Annotated in this window: 14 protein-coding genes; 7 read left to right on the top strand and 7 right to left on the bottom strand. The window is 43.5% G+C overall.

Annotated features, from left to right (window positions below):
• Positions 1 to 366: 366 nt before the first annotated feature.
• A complete protein-coding gene (gene gcvT / locus I5907_RS08095) occupies positions 367 to 1,458 on the top strand; it encodes a glycine cleavage system aminomethyltransferase GcvT (protein ID WP_196990209.1) in 1,092 nt (363 codons plus the stop codon).
• A 17-nt stretch (positions 1,459 to 1,475) separates the two neighbouring features.
• Positions 1,476 to 1,838: a septal ring lytic transglycosylase RlpA family protein gene (locus tag I5907_RS08090; RefSeq protein ID WP_231401997.1), complete on the top strand. Its 363-nt coding sequence runs from the start codon at positions 1,476 to 1,478 to the stop codon at positions 1,836 to 1,838.
• A gap of 371 nt (positions 1,839 to 2,209) precedes the next feature.
• Here the strand turns inward: I5907_RS08090 and I5907_RS08085 are convergent, their stop codons facing one another.
• From I5907_RS08085 to I5907_RS08075, 3 genes are all read right to left on the bottom strand, one after another.
• A complete protein-coding gene (locus tag I5907_RS08085; RefSeq protein ID WP_196990208.1) occupies positions 2,210 to 3,115 on the bottom strand; it encodes a hypothetical protein in 906 nt (301 codons plus the stop codon).
• Between the two features lie 39 nt (positions 3,116 to 3,154).
• Positions 3,155 to 4,153 (bottom strand): 2-hydroxyacid dehydrogenase, encoded by a 999-nt coding sequence (locus I5907_RS08080; RefSeq protein ID WP_196990207.1) that lies wholly within the window; start codon positions 4,151 to 4,153, stop codon positions 3,155 to 3,157.
• Between the two features lie 140 nt (positions 4,154 to 4,293).
• The gene (locus I5907_RS08075; RefSeq protein ID WP_196990206.1) at positions 4,294 to 7,215 is read right to left on the bottom strand and encodes an FAD-binding and (Fe-S)-binding domain-containing protein; all 2,922 of its coding nucleotides are present in this window, start codon (positions 7,213 to 7,215) and stop codon (positions 4,294 to 4,296) included.
• A gap of 381 nt (positions 7,216 to 7,596) precedes the next feature.
• On the opposite strand from I5907_RS08075, the gene I5907_RS08070 reads away from it, so the two are divergent.
• Positions 7,597 to 8,592 carry a DUF4421 family protein gene (locus tag I5907_RS08070; RefSeq protein ID WP_196990205.1) on the top strand — a complete coding sequence of 332 codons (996 nt, stop codon included), beginning with the start codon at positions 7,597 to 7,599 and terminating at the stop codon, positions 8,590 to 8,592.
• 3 nt (positions 8,593 to 8,595) lie between these two features.
• Here I5907_RS08070 and I5907_RS08065 read toward each other — a convergent pair whose 3' ends face one another.
• Positions 8,596 to 9,642 (bottom strand): transglutaminase domain-containing protein, encoded by a 1,047-nt coding sequence (locus tag I5907_RS08065; protein WP_196990204.1) that lies wholly within the window; start codon positions 9,640 to 9,642, stop codon positions 8,596 to 8,598.
• A 256-nt stretch (positions 9,643 to 9,898) separates the two neighbouring features.
• On the opposite strand from I5907_RS08065, the gene I5907_RS08060 reads away from it, so the two are divergent.
• Positions 9,899 to 11,305, top strand: a complete 1,407-nt coding sequence (locus I5907_RS08060; protein ID WP_196990203.1) for a BatD family protein — start codon at positions 9,899 to 9,901, stop codon at positions 11,303 to 11,305.
• 15 nt (positions 11,306 to 11,320) lie between these two features.
• On the opposite strand, the gene I5907_RS08055 is transcribed toward I5907_RS08060, so the two are convergent.
• The gene (locus I5907_RS08055) at positions 11,321 to 12,031 is read right to left on the bottom strand and encodes a response regulator transcription factor (RefSeq protein ID WP_196990202.1); all 711 of its coding nucleotides are present in this window, start codon (positions 12,029 to 12,031) and stop codon (positions 11,321 to 11,323) included.
• The gene (locus tag I5907_RS08050) at positions 12,028 to 13,008 is read right to left on the bottom strand and encodes a sensor histidine kinase (protein WP_196990201.1); all 981 of its coding nucleotides are present in this window, start codon (positions 13,006 to 13,008) and stop codon (positions 12,028 to 12,030) included. The genes I5907_RS08055 and I5907_RS08050 overlap by 4 nt, the downstream gene beginning before the upstream one ends.
• A gap of 107 nt (positions 13,009 to 13,115) precedes the next feature.
• Between I5907_RS08050 and I5907_RS08045 the strand changes: the two genes are divergently transcribed.
• The 3 genes from I5907_RS08045 to I5907_RS08035 all read left to right on the top strand — a co-directional run bounded on the left by I5907_RS08045 (position 13,116) and on the right by I5907_RS08035 (position 17,754).
• Complete coding sequence (locus I5907_RS08045; RefSeq protein ID WP_196990200.1) at positions 13,116 to 14,456, top strand: MFS transporter; 1,341 nt, start codon at positions 13,116 to 13,118, stop codon at positions 14,454 to 14,456.
• A 218-nt stretch (positions 14,457 to 14,674) separates the two neighbouring features.
• The gene (locus I5907_RS08040; protein ID WP_196990199.1) at positions 14,675 to 15,628 is read left to right on the top strand and encodes a carbohydrate kinase family protein; all 954 of its coding nucleotides are present in this window, start codon (positions 14,675 to 14,677) and stop codon (positions 15,626 to 15,628) included.
• Positions 15,629 to 15,816: 188 nt separating this feature from the next.
• The gene (locus tag I5907_RS08035; RefSeq protein ID WP_196990198.1) at positions 15,817 to 17,754 is read left to right on the top strand and encodes an alpha-amylase family glycosyl hydrolase; all 1,938 of its coding nucleotides are present in this window, start codon (positions 15,817 to 15,819) and stop codon (positions 17,752 to 17,754) included.
• Between the two features lie 132 nt (positions 17,755 to 17,886).
• Here I5907_RS08035 and I5907_RS08030 read toward each other — a convergent pair whose 3' ends face one another.
• The gene (locus I5907_RS08030; RefSeq protein ID WP_196990197.1) at positions 17,887 to 19,650 is read right to left on the bottom strand and encodes a peptide MFS transporter; all 1,764 of its coding nucleotides are present in this window, start codon (positions 19,648 to 19,650) and stop codon (positions 17,887 to 17,889) included.
• Positions 19,651 to 19,737 lie beyond the last annotated feature (87 nt).

Below are 19,737 nucleotides of genomic sequence, written 5' to 3'. Positions count from 1 at the left end.
GGTAAGAAGTATATTTGGACAATCCCATTGAATCCCCTATTTCTTATCATAAATGCATCGTCAAAAATTCTAAAACGAAACACATATCAATTTATTGGATACTATGAAAAAATCGCATTCCATTAGCAAACACAGTGCCTGATTTTGCGGCGCGTATTTTGGTAGCCGGCTACAATGCAGGTGGCATCGGCAGTTGTGTCACTCACTTCAGGGTTTGGAACAATATGCAGCATGCTCCGGCCATGTTCATTAAAGCAATACAGGCTCCTGTTCCGGCAGCAGCGTGGCACATAATGGATGCTGCTGAACATAATTTTTTCCTGCACAGCAACTCTGCTATTTTTGCCGCACACAAAAATGATTGCAATGAAGAATACTCCGTTTACAAAAAAGCATATAGCACTGGGCGCAAAAATGGCTGAATTTGCAGGTTACAACATGCCCATCAGTTATACCGGCATTAATGATGAGCATGCAGCAGTACGCAACAATGCCGGGGTATTCGACGTAAGCCATATGGGAGAATTTATTTTAAAAGGGCCTAATGCATCAGACCTTATACAACGAGTAACCACCAACGATGCATCCAAACTTACAAACGGAAAGGCACAGTATTCGGCACTTACCAATAACACCGGTGGTATTGTAGATGATCTGATTGTTTACTGCATCGAGGAAAACAAGACCTACATGCTTGTTGTAAACGCTTCCAACATCGAAAAAGACTGGGATTGGATTAGCGCTCACAATACCGCAAACGTTGAGATGCACAACATAAGCGACAAAACATGTTTACTCGCTATACAGGGCCCGAATGCCTGCAAAATATTACAGCCGCTTACTGGGCTGGATATTATGAACCTGAAGTACTACACTTTTGTAAAAGGCAGGTTTGCAGGCGTGGAAAATGTACTCATCAGCGCAACTGGTTATACCGGCAGCGGCGGCGTGGAGATCTACTTTGAAGACAAAGATGAGTGTGCAGAAAAAATATGGAACGCGATTTTTGAAGTGGGCGCAACGGCAGGTATTAAGCCCATTGGGCTTGGTGCAAGAGACACACTGCGTCTTGAAATGGGTTATTGTTTATACGGCAACGATATAGATGATACCACATCTCCGCTGGAAGCCGGCCTTGGCTGGATCACCAAACTAAATAAGACAACTGATTTTACAGCAAAAGATATACTGACACAACAGAAAGCCGAAGGCGTTAAGCGCAGGCTGGTTGGCTTTGAAATGGTGGAGCGCGGCATTCCACGCCACCATTACCAGATTGTTGACAAAGACAATAACGTTATTGGTTACGTTACAAGCGGCACACAGGCCCCTTCTCTGGGTAAGGCAGTTGGCCTTGGTTATGTAACAACGGAGCACGCTATGCTCGACAGTGAAATATTTATTGCCATACGCAACAACCCTGTAAAAGCAAAGGTTGTAAAGTTTCCTTTTGCTTAAGCCGCTAAAATTATCCTATGCATAAATCTTACATCATTGTTTTACTTGCCGCAATGCTGCTTGCTTCATGCAGCCGCGCCGTGTATGAAAATGGCAAAGCATCTTACTACGCAGATAAATTTGAAGGCCGGCCTACCGCAAGTGGTGCAACATTTCACCAGCGGAAACTTACCGCAGCCCATAAAACGCTGCCTTTTGGAACGAAAGTGAAAGTGGTAAATCTTGCCAACGGCAAATCTGTAAAAGTGCGTATCAACGACCGCGGACCTTTTGTGCAGGGACGTATTATAGACCTGAGTAAAAAAGCTGCGGATAAACTTGACATGACAAAGCAGGGCGTGCAGGAAGTTGAAATAAAATACAAAAAGAAAAAGAGCTGACCGCTGTTTTCCTTTTTACAAAATGCAGCGTTAACACCGGCGGCTGTGATGATTTGCTAACTTTACTGTTCTTATAAACGTGGCAGACAAAGAAAAAATAAAAGCATGGTTTAAAAAGATCGGCATTGCCGGCTTTTTATTTTTCCTTATCAAGGGCCTTATATGGCTTGCCATTATTTTTGGTGCGGGAAAACTATTTGATTAACTGTAGCGCCTTCTGCAGGACCGGTAAAAACATGACGACTTTGCAGCATGCCGAATAAAGACCCTGCAGTACAAGTGAGTGACACAACAGCAGCCTTATAGTAGCAATGCAGCTTACCACATACCATAAAAAACCCCGCTGCCGCGGGGTTTGAACTTTTTATTTATCAGGTGATTTTTGCTGTAAAAGACCCGTCAGTTATCGGGACGACAGCGCCTGTTTCATCAACAGCGTCTCCGCTTACCGTGCCGGATATAATACCTGTACTGCTATTGTAAGAGGTAATGGTAATAGTAACTACACCACTTGTTGATGTAGTACCATCAGCCTGGTAAACCGGGACAGGCGTTGTGCCTGTATAGGTGGTTAAGTAAAAGCCTGCTTCAAACGCCGTGGTATACGTACCTGGCTGTATGCTGCCTGATGTAAGCAGTATGCCCATTAAGAAAGCAGTATCCTGCCGGGGTGCTGTGCTGCCCACAAATGTGAGATATTTTAATCCAAGTGTATCTATAACAAAAACCGTATCGAAAGATCCATGATGATAACTGGTGCCTGCATTGAACTGCCATGCAGTATCGGAGAGATTGGTAGTATCTGAACCGCCGGTGCCGGTTGTATCTCCGCCTCCACCAAGACCTGTGCCTGTACTATCCTGCACATATACAATAAAATTACATATAGCAGAGTCGACCGCCAATGTAAATACTGCAGGTCTTATTTCAAGGGGAATACCTGTTGGTTTTAAGCGGATGGTATTGATACCTGTTGTAGCAAAGAAACCGGAGTCTGCAAACGTTAACCCGTTCTGTGCATCAGATGAAATAAAGTATGTACCGGTCTCCGTAACATTTACCTGCACCTCCACAAAAGCCGTATCGCCCCGTGGCTGAATGCCGTTGTAATATGTACCATACACGCTGTCGTAGATACATGCACCTGCGCTATCCCACAAGGTATAGTTTGCTGTACCGGTTTTACCGCCTGTTTCTAGACTTAATTCTTTGCTGCAGCTATAAACAAAAAAAAGTGAACATAGCAGGGATACAATGACCAGCGTGTTTCTTTTCATAAGTGTGATGTATAAGGACTGTTTCTGCAAAAATAATTCCTACACTAATAACGCCTGCCGGTTTATTAAATTGTTTGTTTTAAGCAGTTCACCCACGTTGCGAAAAGTGGTAAGTGTAATTTGTGTAAGTGCTTCTTCTGTGAAAAATGCCTGGTGGGCTGTTACCAACACATTTGGAAAGCTCATGAGCCGCTGTATGGTATCATCTTCTATGACTGTTGCAGAAAGATCACGGAAGAAAAGATGTTCTTCCTGTTCATAAACATCAATACCGAGGAAGCCAATCTGCCCGCTTTTTAACGCATCTATAACAGCCTGCGTATCTATCAGTGCACCACGGCTGGTGTTAATAAGCATTACACCGCGTTTCATCATGCCTGTTGTATCTGCGTTGATCAAATGCCTGGTCTGTTCATTCAACGGGCAATGCAACGAAATAATATCCGCTTTATTCAGCAGCTCAATCAGCGGCACAAACTGCACCCCCGCTGCTTCCAGTTCCTTATTGGCAATAAGATCGAATGCGAGTACGGAGCAACCAAAACCGCGCATGATCCTGCAAAAGGCTTTTCCGATATTTCCTGTACCAATAACCCCGATCGTTTTGCCAAATAAATCGAAACCAAGCAAACCGTTTAAGGAGAAATTTTGTTCTCTTACCCTATTGTATGCCTTATGTGTTTTCCGGTTGAGCGTTAACAACATGGCTACCGCATGCTCGGCCACCGCCTGTGGTGAGTAGGCCGGTACGCGGCAAATGCGTATGCCCAACTGCTTAGCAGCGTTGATGTCTACATTATTAAAGCCGGCGCAACGCAGTGCAATAATTTTTACACCCCGCTCACTGAAGATTTTCAGTACTGCTTCGTTTACCAGGTCGTTTACAAAAACACATACTACTGCGGCACTACTTACCAGGGGTGCCGTTTGCACATTGAGTTGTGTTTCCAAAAATTCCAGTTCAAACCCAAAGCTGTCATTGTAGCGGTTAAAAAACAAAGTATCATAAGGTTGCGTGGAGTAAAATGTAATTTTCATACGCCCGATTTATTGAGTGTTTCAGTAAGGTCTTTAGCATTCGCAGCCGTTTTCTACCGCCGTTTTTTGCGTCGCGGGCATGGATAACCAGCATATTTTTTCATACCGCATGCCAACCGTCTGCACAGACGGGAAAATAATTATAACAGTGCGTCGTATAAAATTTCTACCGGGTGTTGGGCATGCTTACCGGTGCCGTCTTTTACCTGGTGACGGCAACTTGTGCCCGGCGCGGCAATAAGCACATCATCTGCCTGTTTGCGTACGGCGGGGAACAGTACCAGTTCACCAATCTTCATGGAAATTTCGTAGTGCTCTTTTTCGTACCCAAAAGAACCCGCCATACCACAACAACCCGAGGGTATGGTTTCAACAGAATAGTTTTCCGGCAGTGTAAGTGCCTTTATAGTATGCGCTACCGAAGACAATGCTTTTTGCTGGCAATGCCCGTGCAATACAATTTTTCTTTTGTCTGTGGTAAAATGCCCGCTACGAATGTTGCCGCGCTCTATTTCTGCAGCAATAAATTCGTCTATGGTAAAGACATTTTTGCTAAGGTCTGCTGCCAGTGTATACAGGTCATCATCTGCAAGGTCAACATATTCATCCCTGAAAGTGAGGATGGCAGAAGGTTCAATACCAATAAGCGGGGTTTCTGCACTTACCAGTGAGCAAAGCAAGCGGATATTTTTATTGACAATCTTTTTTGCTTCACGTATCAATCCCTTGCTCAACCACGCACGGCCACTTTCTTCGTGATTAGGTATCACCACTTCGTAGCCAAGCTTTTCCAATAACTGTATCGCTTTTATACCAATTTCAGTATCGTTGTAATTGGTAAACTCATCACAAAAGAGATAAACCTTCTTTGTTGTTTCTTTGTTTGCTGCAGCGTTATGCTTATTGTTTTTGTACCAGCGCATAAGCGTTGTTTTGTACATGGTTGGCATAGACCTGTCTGCTGCAAAACCGGAAATCTTTTTAACCAGCGTACTTACCGGTTTATTGGTCATTACAAAGTTGTAAATACCTGGTGCAATAGCTCCAAGCTTAGCAGAAGTATTAAAGTTTGCTATTAATTTGCTTCTGAAAGGAACACCGTTTTCATCGTAATAATGTTGTAAAAACTCTGCTTTCAATTTAGCAACATCCACATTACTGGGGCATTCAGATTTGCAGCCTTTACAACTCAGGCACAGGTCCATTACCTCGTAAATCTCTTTATGGTCAAACCTGTTCATCTTATCAGAGTTGGTAAGGAACTCACGCAGTATATTGGCCCGCGCCCTGGTGGTATCTTTCTCGTTACGCGTAGCCATAAATGAAGGGCACATGGTGCCGCCGGAAAGTTGTGTTTTCCTGCAATCGCCGCTGCCATTACATTGCTCGGCATGCTGCAGCACGTCCTGGTTATAATACCTGAAAATGGTATTGAATGCAGGTGTTTGCTGGCCCGGTGTATAGCGCAGCATAGTGTTCATTGGCGGCGTATCTACAATCTTGCCGGGGTTAAATATCTGCCCGGGATCCCAGGTATATTTTAAATCGCGCAATAACTGGTAGTTCTTCTCCCCCACCATTTGCCTGATGAACTCTCCACGCAATCTTCCATCGCCATGTTCCCCGCTTAAAGAGCCCTTGTATTTTTTTACCAAGGTTGCAATCTCTTCTGCAATTGTTCTGAAGAGACGATTACCTTCTGCAGTCTTTAAATTAATGATGGGTCTTAAGTGTATTTCACCGCTGCCCGCATGCGCATAGTGAACAGAATACAGGTTGTGCTGCTTTAGTATAATGTTGAAGTCTCTTATAAATGCGGGCAGGTCATTTACATCTACGGCTGTATCTTCTATTACAGGCACAGCTTTATCATCACCCGGCAGGTTACTCAGCAAACCGAGGCCGGCTTTGCGTAGTGTCCATATTTTTTTGCTGTCACTGCCAAACAAAAGCGGGAAGTGATAACCCAGGTTTGCGGCACGCATGTCCGCTTCCACTGCTGCAGCTATTGCGGTAATTTCTTCTCTTGTGTCTTTTAAAAATTCAATCACCAGGATAGCACCCGGGTCACCCTGTACAAAAAACCTGTTCTTTCTTTGTTCAATATTGTCTTTGGTACATTCCAATATATAGTGGTCGATCAGTTCGCTTGCAGAAGGGCCGTATGTAAGACCGATAAGGTTTGCACGCAATGCCTCATCTACATTATTGAAGTGTACGCAGAGCAAACCTGTTTCCGCCGGCGGCAGCGGCACTACGTTCAGTTTTATTTCGGTTATGAAGGCCAGCGTGCCTTCAGAGCCTGCAATCAGTTTACAAAAGTTAAACTGTTCCGCACCCGCCGTAAATGGATCTGTTTCCAGCAGAAGGTCTACTGCATAGCCGGTATTGCGGCGCTCCACTGTTTTTTTGGGAAACTCGTTTCGTATCTCTACCTGGTTATCGTAATTGCCCAGCAGGCTGCGTACCTTTTTGTAGATCGTACCTTCCAGCGTGGGTAATTCGCATTTGGCATGAAATTCTTCAGTACCAATGCTTTTAAACTCTACCTCGCTTCCATCACTCAGTAAAGCCTTTACTTCCAGCAAATGTTCTCTCGTACTGCGGTACACTACAGAGTTGGAGCCACATGAGTTATTGCCCACCATTCCGCCAATCATGGCGCGGTTTGCGGTAGATGTTTCCGGCCCGAAGAATAAACCATGCGGTTTTAAAAACATATTCAGTTCGTCCCGTATTACACCAGGCTGTACACGCACCCATCGCTCTTCCGTATTTAGTTCAAGAATACCTGTAAAATATTTTGATACATCCACTACAATACCATTACCAACCACCTGCCCGGCAAGTGATGTACCTGCCGTACGTGGTATAAGCGATGTTTGATGTGTTGTTGCAAAACCGATCAGCTTTTTTATATCGTCCACGTTTTTGGGCATAGCAACAGCCAGTGGCATTTCCCTGTACGCAGACGCATCTGTAGCGTAAAGTGTGCGAATGGTGTTGTCATAATAAAACTCACCTTCTAATTGCTGCGCTAACTTCTTCAATTGCTCGTTCATGTTGGAAGACTGCTTTAACGGGCTGCAAATCTACAATCGTTTATGCTTAATTAAAGTTGTTGTTTTACTTACGCGTGTTAGGCTTTATGAGCCCGGCGGCATTGCTGCTATGTAGCTTCGCTTGCGTCGCACTCTTGTGCGCTTTGTCCTTTATGCAGCTTTGGGGCACTCCCCGTAGTTTCTCCGGGCATCCACCAAAGCGGTATTTACAGCATTAATACCTGGGTATTTTTTTCACCAGGCCGGCTGGCAGATCTCTCCGGTAAATGCCTCACGCCTGTTCCGCGCTATTCAAATCAATCTTTCGTTTATATTCACCGGCATTTTGCCTTATTTTCTTTGGCATGGTATTTAAACATAATGATGCATACCAATATAAACATGAAAATTTACGTTTACGGAAAAGGTCTTATCGCACTCGGCATGCTGTTTTTTTCACTGAATATTTTTGCGCAATACAAACCACAGCACGATACTGGCTATTACACCACTTTCCCAAAAAAACTCACCACCCGCTTTTATTTCTCCAAAAAATACACTTCGGTACATTTTCCTGCGGCTGAGCAATCAAACGATATTGATTACCGTGCCAACACACCGTTGGTAATGGGCGTGGGCGCTACTTATAATAACCTGTCGCTAAACCTTGCCTATGGTTTTGGGTTTATCAATCACGATGACGAAAAAGGCAAAACCAAAAGCATCGACCTTGAGCTACACGTTTACCCATACAAATGGGCCATTGATGTGCTGGCCATAAGACACAAAGGCCTGCATATTGACAAAGATGATTTTGCACAGGGCAACAATCAATATTATTATCGTGCAGATGCTGTACAAACGCTGGCCGGCATTGCAGCCTATCGTGTTCCCAACGCAGGTAAATTTTCCTACAATGCTGCCATGATACAAAGTGAGTGGCAAAAAAAATCTGCAGGCTCTGTATTATACGGCGGCGAGTTTTACTATGGTGCTATGAAAGGCGACAGCAGTTTGATTCCCGCGGCAAAAGCGGCTTCTTTTACCCAGGCACCAATGGATAAAATGCAGTTCTTTACTGTTGGTATTGGTGCCGGCTACGCATATACACTGGTTATTCAAAAACACTTATACATAATGGGTTCAGGTATCGCCAACCTGGATGTACACTTCAGCTCCGCTTTTGCCAATGGTGTAACCGCTGCAAAAACAGCGGTAGCACCATCATTTATATATAAAGCTGCTATTGGGTATAACTGGAAAGACTGGAACCTGAGTGCTAACCTGGCCGCCAATACATTATGGATAAATACAGCAACTGCTGACCGTGCCTACGTTGTACCAACAGGCAATTACAGGTTTATACTTGCTAAAAGAATTGATGTGCGCAGAAAATAGCAATTAGTGTTTATAAATGACTGTATCAACCGCTGGCGGTGGTGGTGCGAGGCTTTCTGAAATAATATTCAACTTATACCGCAGTATAATCTCATCATCGAAAATGATATGCAGCCATTCAACCCCCGGTGAGAATACCTGGTAAGTGTAGCTTACTTTCTTACCGCTTCTCTTATTTACTGGTTTTGAAGCTCCGCAACACTGCATCAGCTTTACCGTATTGGAATCTGTATAACGGATATCTGACACCCATATAGTTTCGGGTCTTTCTGCTTCTATTTCAAAAGTTATACTATCGCCAGGTCTTGCATTGATAATACCGGCGGCAGGCGAAAAAGACTTAATGTAAAACCTGTTGAACGCTGTTGTTTTAAAAGGCGAAAACATAAATTCAGTAAGTACGGGCGGTTGTGGCAGCAACGCCCATCGCTGGTCTTCGGGATAGTGGTCTTTGATAAACTCGGCAGGATCTGCAAAGAAATAAACCGGATTATAAAACTGCTGAAACTCGTTCCGGTAATTGATATAACCACTTGCCCATGTAGCATCCAGCAAATGCCAGGCAGTATCTGCGAATACGGCATTCCAGCGGTGGTTGCTGGTAAACCGCTTATCGATGCGGCCAGGGCTTACTTTGCCGAGCCCTGTAACCACTTCGCAGGGTATACCTATTCCTGAGCAAAGTGCTTTAAAAAGATTGGCGTAACCACCGCAAACGGCAGTCCTTCTTTTTAGTACCTGTATGGCTACACGCTCATACAAAGGTTTTAGCGGTGATAGAGAATCTGCTTCTTCTTCATCATCCAACACTGCCACATAACGGTTATTATAATTATTATCAAACCGTTTTGTATTGTATGCAATGTTTTGAGTAATCCATGTAAACAGAGATGTTATGCGCTGAAGGTCTGTTGTATCATTCGCGGTAAGGTATTGCGCCAACAACTGTGGTGAATAGGTTTTTGTAACATCAAACGCAGGTGATGTGCTATTTTGCGCAGCAGCAAAAAAGGGGTGTAAAGCAAAGCAAATACATAACAAACGCCACATGATCTTGCAATCTTTTTACTAAATATAGGCATTAAACCTGTTGCATAAAAAACGCCGTGCTGCCACTTATTTGGGCGAACCCGCAGCAGCAGAACGCTGCAGCCGCCATGAAAACGGAACGATAAAGTGAGTGACACAACAGGTGATGCCATGCAAAACTACTGCCTGCCAACAAACATACCTGCGCTTTAACCCATCATTAACCAGCACAAAAAATTGTTGCTACGGTGTAGTCTCTATTTTTGTGTTCCTTATTATGAACAGCAGGCCTTTTATATTGATGATTTTTTTATGTATGGGCTTTTATGGCGTGGCGCAAACACCGGCGCAACTGCCATCGCTGTTTAATGATGGTTACCAAACGCCAACTGTTGAAAAAAACGAAAACCCCGAGGTTATTATACGTAAAAGCATTTTTGTAAAAGCGATTGCCAGTAAAACATCTGCGTATGTTGGTGAGCCGGTGGTGGTTACTTATAAACTTTATTCGTGCATTTACTGCCGTTCGAGAATAAACAGGCAACCTTCGTTTGACGGTTGCAGTGTAAGCGATGTGCCGTATTCATCTGACCCGGAAATTGAAGATATTAACGGTAAAATATTCCATGTATATACGATAAGAAAAGTACAGGTTGTACCACTGGAAGAAGGGCCGCTGCAACTGGGGCAGGCTGCGATAGACAACATTGTGCCTTTTAACAATACCGATAACACGCCGGATAATTATTCACTTACTATTGCAAATGACCCGTTGATCATAGACGTGAAAGCGTTGCCGGAGCAAGATAAACCAGCAGATTTTAGTGGCGTAATCGGCAGCTTTTCTATAGCAGCGGCTATTGACAGCAATGATATACCGGCAGGTGAAAATGCAGTGCTGCGTATTACGATAAAAGGCAGCGGTAATTTTACCGGCATTCACCTGCCGGGGATAAGCTGGCCCGCACAAACGGAACATTTTGAGCCAACGGATTCGCAGCAGATCAATGAGAACGATTACCCTGCCACAGGCTATAAAAGTTTTGCGATACCTTTTATTGCATTAAAGGAAGGACCACTGACTATACCACCGGTTTCATTCAATTATTTTGATGCTGCTGCCAATACTTACAAAACTGTATCGACTGACGCTGTACGTGCAACTTTTTCAAAACCGGTTAACAACAAAGCCCGGCTGGAAAGTATAGTGCAGGAAGATGTAAGCAACAGCAAATATTTATGGATCATTGGTGCCATTGCGTTAACCGTGCTAACGGTGCTTTTTGTAAGCAACAACCTGAAAAACAAAAAGCAGAAAACCCGGGAGCAACAACCTGCTGCACCGGTTGCTGCTGCAGCAGCAAAATTGCCTGAAGAAAATGGTGTTGAAATTCTTTCTGCTTTAAATAGTTTGGGTGCAGTAACTGATGACAGATCATTTCTATCGGGCGCATCGCACCTGCTTACGGCATCGTTACAAAAAAGGTTTAACAAAGAACATGCACCGGCCGCAGAATGTATAATGCTTTTACAGCATGAAGACGCTGAAATGGCTGCGCTGTGTAACAAAATTTACGCGGCCTGTAACCGCAACCTGTACTCGCCGGATATTGCGGAAGGCGTAAAAGAAGATATTTATTTTGAACTGAGTGCAGTTATAAAGAAACTTTACCCGATAACCTAAAGCACCTTTGCGCCATTATTCTTCGGTAAACTTATAACCCATACCGCGTACGGAATGAAAATACCTGGGGTTCCTGCTATCGGGCTCAAAATACTTGCGAAAGCTAAGGATAAAATTATCAATGGTTCTTGTAGTGGGATAAACATTGTAACCCCAGACCATCTGCAATATTTTTTCCCGGGTTACTACCTGGCCTTTGTTTTCGATGAGCAGTTTGAGCAGCATGATTTCTTTTTTGCTCAGGTCAACCTTATGGCCATTCCATGTAATGGCATCCTGCGCTTTAAAATTGATGGTATTCCCGCTGAATTCGTATTTATCGCCTACTGTTTCTTTTACGCGGATCTTTTTATTCTTATCAATGAGCTTTTCTACGCGTAGTAATAACTCTTCCAGGTTAAAAGGTTTGGTAAGGTAATCATCGGCACCTTTTTTTAAGCCAGTTACCCTGTCTGCCCCGGTATTTTTTGCACTGAGCATTAGTATGGGTACTTCATTTTGTTGCAGCCTGATGTTTTCCGTAATGCTGATGCCGTCTATGCCCGGCAACATGATATCCATAATGATCAGGTCGAAATATTCATTGTGAACAGCTTTCAACGCTTCATTGCCATCGTAGCAGGAAGTAACTTCGTAGCCTTCCATTTCAAGATTTAGTTTTAATGCCTCGTGTAGGTTTTCCTCATCTTCTACCAACAGTATACTCAGTTTGCTTTCGTTGCTCATATAACAGGAATGGTTACAGTAAATACGGAACCGCCGGGTTCATTATCAGTTACATTGATGGTTCCCTTGTGATCTTTTACAATACGCTTACAAAGATACAATCCAAGACCGGTGCCTTTAGTGGTTCTCACAGATTCATCTCCCGAGCGATAAAACTTTTCAAATATTTTTTTCTTTTCCGCGGGTTTAATACCTGCACCTTCATCTATCACTTTCAATACCACATCATTATTGCTTTGCTGTAGCCGAACCGTTACAGGCTTGTCTTTAGCGGAATATTTCAGTGCATTCTCTATTAAATTATTGATCAGCATCTGCATCAGCATCAGTTCGCCTTCTATAAAAATATCACCGGTTATAGCAGTATCAATCTGCCTGTTGCGAAACCTTTTACCAAAGTCTTTTACGGCCTCCTGTGTTACAACACTTACATTGATCTTTTGCCTGTTGATCACGTAATTCCCCGCATCGAGCTGTGCGGCCACCAATATATTGTTGGTAAGCAGGTTGAGCCGGTTGGTTTCATCAAGCGCAAGGCTGATCAGTTTTTCCTGCTGCTGCTCTTCCAGCTTTCTTTTTTGTAACGTCTCAAGGTTAAGGCGTGTAACAGCAATGGGTGTTTTGAGTTCATGCGTTACGGCCATCATAAAATTTTGCTGCTGCTGGGAAAGGCGCAACTGTTTGCGTGTGGCCCGGTATACAAAAACAGCACCTAATAAGATCAGCAATAAGAATGTTGAACCTTCACCTACATACTGGGCTGTTTTGCGGTTACGGTCTTCGTTCAGTTGCGCCAGTTTATTGTTGTATTGCAGATCGTCTTTGTTCAGTTCACTTAAACGGTAAGTGTACATCAGGTCGTTTTGCCGCTCCAGTGAAATAAACCACCACACCAGCGCAGCAATGATATAAATAAGCAAAAACCAGTACACCAATGTTATAAATGCAAGCCGCTGTTTTCGTAGTCTTCTTATCATGCCGTAAATTTATTCACCGCAAACGATTGCAACCAAAGCACAAATGTATAACTGTATTTTGTTTTAAGTGTTTGAGTAAATTTATTGTTTCCAATTAATGATTGCTTATGTCTTTTTTTAAACCGCGCCTCAGTTTTATGCAGATCATCAATATGAATGTTGGTTTCTTCGGCATTCAGTATAGTTTTGGTCTGCAGCAAACCGCAATAAATCCTATCTACGATTTTCTTGGCGCAAAGCCGGATGAAATTCCCTTTCTTAACCTGGCTGGCCCTATGACCGGTTTACTGATACAACCCATCATCGGCGCTATGAGCGATAAGACATGGCACTCACGATGGGGGCGCCGTAAACCATATTTTTTTATTGGTGCATTGTTTTGCAGCCTTTGCCTTTTTGTGTACCCTTTCAGCAGTACACTCTGGATGGCAGCAGGATTGTTGTGGGTGCTAGATGCAGCCAACAACACGGCCATGGAACCATACCGCGCCTTCATTGCAGATAAACTACCGGCAGATCAGATGGCCACCGGTTTTCTTACCCAAAGTTTTTTTACAGGCCTCGGTATTACACTGGCCAATGTTTCGCTGTTTATCTTTCAAAAAGTTACTTACCTCAAACAAATGCACGGGCAAATACCTTACTGGGTTTTTGCATCTTTCTTTCTTGGTTCATTGTGTTCCATCACTTCTGTTTTATGGTCAATTAAAAAAACACCGGAGATACCACCAACAGCAGAAGAGCTGGCAGCATTAAAAGCAAATAAACAAAGTATACTGGATCCCTTTATTGAAATACCGCACGCCATCAGGGATATGCCTAAAGTAATGTGGCAGCTTGCCCTCGTGTACCTCTTTCAGTGGTATGCACTTTTTTGTTATTGGCAGAATGCCGCAAAAAGCATCGCCCAGTCTGTCTGGAAAACCTCGCCCTCCAAAGATCCCACGTTGTACCAGGAAGCTGTAGGCTGGGCCGGACTGGTAAATGGCTGGTATAACATAGTAACCTTTTTGTCTGCCTTTGGCCTCGTGTTTCTTGCCAAAAAGTTTTCACCAAAATTTGTACATATATCCTGCCTGTTGCTGGCAGGCCTTGGCCTCATCATATTTCCACAGATTGAAAACAAGTACCTGCTTTTTGCACCTATGACGGGTTTTGGCATAGCATGGGCAAGTATGATGGGCATACCTTACCTGATGGTAGTAAACAAAATTCCCAAAGAACGCTATGGCGTATACATGGGCATTATTAACATGATGATCGTTATACCCATGATACTGCAAACAACAACTTTTGGTTTTATACTGGACAGGTTTTTAAACAACGATCCCGGAAGAGCCATCACCTTTGCCGGTGTGCTGTTGCTGATTGCATGTGCCGCAACAATGCTTATAAAAGCAGATAAGCCTGCTGCAGAGGTAGTATTGCCCGTTGGCGGGGCGCACTGATTTTTTGGAGCCAGGCAGCAGTGCAGGCATTAAGCTTTGGTTGCGTCGCACTCTTGTACGGTTGAAGCGCTGTTGAGCAAACGCGAAGATTGAAGCAAACGGATCTTCCAGGAAAGTATAGCTGGCCCATAAAACCAGCCATGCGTGAAGCTCCACGAAGTATTTGCTTCAAAGATTAACGGGTGACGAATATTATTGCTGGTCATAAAAAAAAGAACATGAAAAAAATACTCTGCATTGGTGAAGCGCTCATAGATATGATCTGTGTAGATAAAGGCAGCTCTTTAGCTGATGGCAATAATTTTTTAAAGAAAGCGGGCGGCGCGCCCACAAATGTAGCTGCAGCAGTGGCTGCATTGGGAGGCCAGGTAGAACTTGCTGCAAAAGTTGGTATAGACCCGTTTGGTAAACACCTGATAGAAGTAATGCAATCATTTGGTGTTTCTACAAAATGGATGCTGCAGGATGAGCACCATTTCACCACGTTTGCTTTCGTATCGCTGATGGAAAATGGTGAACGTGATTTTTATTTTAACCGTGGTGCAGATGGTCAGCTTAGCAGGCACGAAGTAGAAGGCATCAATCTCAGTGAATTTTCGATTGTGCACTTTGGCTCCGCCACCGGTTTTTTGCCAGGTCCTTTACAGGCTGCGTATGCAGGCCTTATGCAGAAAGCATTGCAACAAAACCTGCTCATCAGCTTTGATCCAAACTACCGTCACCTGCTGATAAAAAAAGATACTAAAAGTTTTATTGACCAAAGCCTGAATTTTATTGAAAGCTGCCACTTCTTTAAAGTGAGCGATGAAGAGGCCATGCTGCTTTCCGGCAAGCCCACGCTGGAAGATGCGGTGCATTACCTGTTTGGCAAAACAAAAGCTGTATTTGCCATTACATTGGGCAAAGACGGCACAATGTTATGCATCAATCATAAAACAATTATTGTTCCCAGTATTGCTGTTAGCCCGGTTGATACAACAGGCGCAGGTGATGCGTTTGTGGGTGCGGTACTGTACCAGTTAAGTAATCAAACGCTGGAAGAAATTAAGCAGCTTGATGAAGCTTCATGGACAGCGATCGTTCACAATGCGAATAAAGCCGGCGCAAGAACCTGCGAATACATGGGGGCAATGGAGGCGTTCAAACATTTAAGCAGCGATATTTTTAAATAGGTTGCTACCATTGTTTGGGCCACACTTGTTTTACAGGCAAAATACGCCAATACACGACCTGCCTGGCCGGGTTTGCGTAAGCACGGGCAAACCGATCGCTTCAGTTGCCATAAGAACTTTCAGTACAAGTGAGTGACACAACAGGCGATGCCACAAAGAACCATAGCTGGTAACATAAAAGAAAAAGCATGTACAATTACCAACTTCACCAACAACTAAACAAACTGCTGCAAGCCGAAACCGATATAGCCGGTAATGATAATTTGTTTTATACAAGATTCATGGCCAATGCTTCGGCTATTAAAGCATTGTATGATGAGCTTTACCAGCAACACAGCAACGGAGCCGCTGTGTTTGCCAAACTATTGCAAACAATTACTGACGCTAATAAACATCGCTCCGCCGCTTTGAAAGAAAGGGATGAAGTAAAAAACAAAGCAAACCATTGGTTTCTTTCCAATGGTATTGCGGGTATGAGTTTATATGTTGACCGCTTTTGTGGCAACCTGCAAAAGCTGGGTGATAAGCTTACTTACTTTGAGCAACTGGGTGTAAATTTTTTACACCTGATGCCGGTATTTGAAAGCCCGGCCAATGAAAGCGATGGCGGTTATGCCGTAAGTGATTTTAGAAAAGTTGACAAAAGGTTTGGCACCCTTGCAGACCTTCAGATGCTCCAGGAAAAGATGTTGCAAAAAGACATGTACCTGATGATCGACATTGTACTTAATCACACTTCTCACAAACACGAATGGGCAGAAAAAGCAAAGCAGGGCGATGCTTATTACCAGGATTTTTTTTATTTTTTTAACGACCGCACCTTGCCCGACGAGTATGAGAAGACCATGCCGGAAGTCTTTCCTGAAGCGGCGCCAGGTAGTTTTACCTATGTGCCGGAATGTAAAAAATGGGTAATGAGCGTATTTCACAACTACCAGTGGGATCTTAACTACAGGAACCCGGAAGTGTTTGTAGCCATGCTGGAAAACATTTTCTTTTACGCTAATCTTGGTGTTGATATTCTGCGTATAGATGCGCCTGCATTTATATGGAAAGAAATTGGAACTACCTGCCAGAACCTGCGTGAGGCACATACCATACTACGCCTGATAAAACAGTGCGTGCAGGTGGCGGCGCCGGGCATGGCTTTACTGGGTGAAGCAATTGTTGCACCTAAAGAGATCATGAAATATTTTGGTACGGGTTCTTACACAGCTAAAGAATGTGACTTTGCCTATAACGCCACACACATGGCACTGCAGTGGGATGCACTGGCAAGTGGTGATACGCGTGTAATGCTTGCTGCACAACACGAAATACTGCGCAAACCGTTTGGTACATCATGGATTACCTATACGCGCTGCCACGATGATATCGGTTTAGGCTACGATGACTATATGATTGAGCAGGCCGGCAAGAACGCTTATGAACACAGAACTTTTTTAAAAAACTACTACTCGGGAAATTTCCCGGGATCGCCTGCTACAGGTGCCTTGTTTGCCACCAACCCTAAAACAGGCGATGCGAGGATAAGCGGTTCGCTGGCATCATTGTGTGGCCTGGAAAAAGCTGTAGCAGGCAATGATAGCTACCAAACCGATCTTGCAGTAAAAAAGATATTACTGATGCAGGCGCACAGTTTTTTCCTGGGCGGCGTACCTATGATTTTCTATGGTGACGAAACTGGTTACACCAATGACTACTCTTACTTAAACGATGAAGGAAAAAGTTATGATAACAGGTGGATGCACAGGCCGGTTATAGACTGGAAAAAAAATGAATTAACTACTGTGAAAGGAACGGTTGAAGAAAGAATTTTTACAGGTACGCAGCACCTGCTTAGCCTGCGCCGTAAATTAGCGGTTGTAGCCGACCACAGCAACATTACATGGCTGAGCCCTCATAACATACATGTGGCTGCTTATATGCGCGACTTTGACGATAAGCGGATGTTTTTTGTATATAATTTTTCTGCTGAAACTGCTTTTCTAACGTGGTACGCGTTTAAAGAAAAAAATCCTGCACCAGAAAAGCTGTATGATCATTGGAGCAAACAATACCTAACTATTGGCCCGGACAATGAATACCTGGTGCTGGAGCCATATACATTTTACGTGCTCGAATAAACAGTCACTGGAAGATGTATGATTGGGGATGTATGTCATTTCATGTTTTACCTTATTCATTAAAACCTACCAACTACAATAGAAAAAAGGGATGCTGTTTGCATCCCTTTTTGCATTAATGTATTGTCTCTTTTATCTTACGCCGTGCATCATTTTTTTGATCAAAGGCGTTAACGCAAAGAGCAATATTGAAGCCGAGATACAAAGCGTTACAAACACCATAAAGAAATCGTACAGGTTGTGTATTTCGAAGCCTGCAAATGTGGGATAAGTTGCGGCAATTTTATTGTCTGCAAGAAACTGAAGCTGGTCAGCTGTTGCCTGGATAGTTTTGTCCAAAACACCCTGCAGGTTTATTCCTTTTTCTGCGGCCATGGTATATTTATCACCTGTAGGAGGGAGTATTGCACCAAGTGTTCCTGCCAGCGCATAACCGGCCGCGTTACCGATAAACCATACACCCATTAATAAAGAGGCAAATCTTTTTGGTGCCAGCTTAGCAACGAGTGAAAGGCCTATAGGAGATAAACATAATTCGCCCCAGGTATGTAACAGGTACAGTACAGCAAGCCATACCACACCAATTTTATCATTATTTCCCAGGCCTTTAACCTGCATAGCTATTATAAGATAACCAATGCCAATAAGCAGGAGCCCGATTGCCTGCTTTACGGTAGACATGGGCTCAATGTTCTTTTTTTGCATCCACATCCACATATAACTAAATGGGATGGCAAAAACCACAATGAACAGGCCATTAAAGATCTGCACCATACTTGGCGGCATGTTCCAGCCAAGAATATTTGTATCAGTCTGCTTGTCTGCTATAAATGTAAGTGATGATCCTGACTGCTCAAACGCAGACCAAAAGAAGATTACAAAGAATGCAACAATATAGAGAACATATATTCTCTGTGTTTCAACCCTGGTGAGTGATTTGTCTGTAAGAATAAATACTGCCAATGCAATAGCTGCAGCATAAATAAACGGGTAAACATATGTTTTGATTGGCGATATGGCCAATGCGGTAAAATATACGCCGATACCTGAACCATTCATCGGCATTTTTACACTATCCCATGAGAAATACTGGAAAAGGAAGAATGAAGCGATTAAAGTAATGACTAATATTACTACAGACTGCTGTGAGAAGGTGGCATGCGTTGCCTCATCTTCGTGTACTTCATTTTTATCAGGAATACCGCCAATAGGATTGCCTTCAGGCGTTACAATATATTTGTTCTTGAGGAAAAAGAAAGATATGGTACCAATCGCCATTGCGCAACCTGCCGCAAGAAAGCCCCATTTAAATGCGCTGAGATCTCTTACCATTTCTACCGTGCCTGCTGCATTGGTAACTTCGTGTTTCACATCTCCCAGCCAGGGACAGAGAAACTGTCCCATGGTTGCGCCAACGTTTATACCCAGGTAAAAAATCGTGAAAGCTGAATCAAGCTTGCTTTTCTGTGTTTTGGGATACAACTGCCCAACCATAGAAGATATATTGGGCTTGAAGAAACCATTACCAAAAATCAACAATGCCAGTGAGGACCACATGAGGGTTTTTGCGAGATCGAGGTTGGTATGAAAGAGACTCGCACTACCGAATAACACAATTTGTCCGATTGCCATTATACTACCACCGAGTATGATGCAATTCCTGTTGCCGAGATATTTGTCAGAAATATATCCGCCCAACATGGGCGTTAAATAACATAAACCAAGATAGCCGCCATAAATGATAGAGGCCGTTTCATTACCCATCAACAGCGCCTCGGAAAGAAATAAGGTAAGCAGCGTTCTCATGCCGTAGAAGTTGAAACGCTCCCACATTTCTGTAGAGAACAGCACTGCAAGCCCCTTAGGGTGTCCCTTTTGTTCAATAGCTTGATTCATAGCAGGCAGATTTGAATTTCGATTGAAGGTTATTAAAATTATAAGTGCCCAAAATACAGTAAAATTCTAAATGCTAACATTCATTTA

Source organism: Panacibacter microcysteis (genome assembly GCF_015831355.1).
GTDB classification, from domain to species: Bacteria; Bacteroidota; Bacteroidia; order Chitinophagales; family Chitinophagaceae; genus Panacibacter; species Panacibacter microcysteis.
This window is presented reverse-complemented; position numbering and strand designations above follow the sequence as displayed.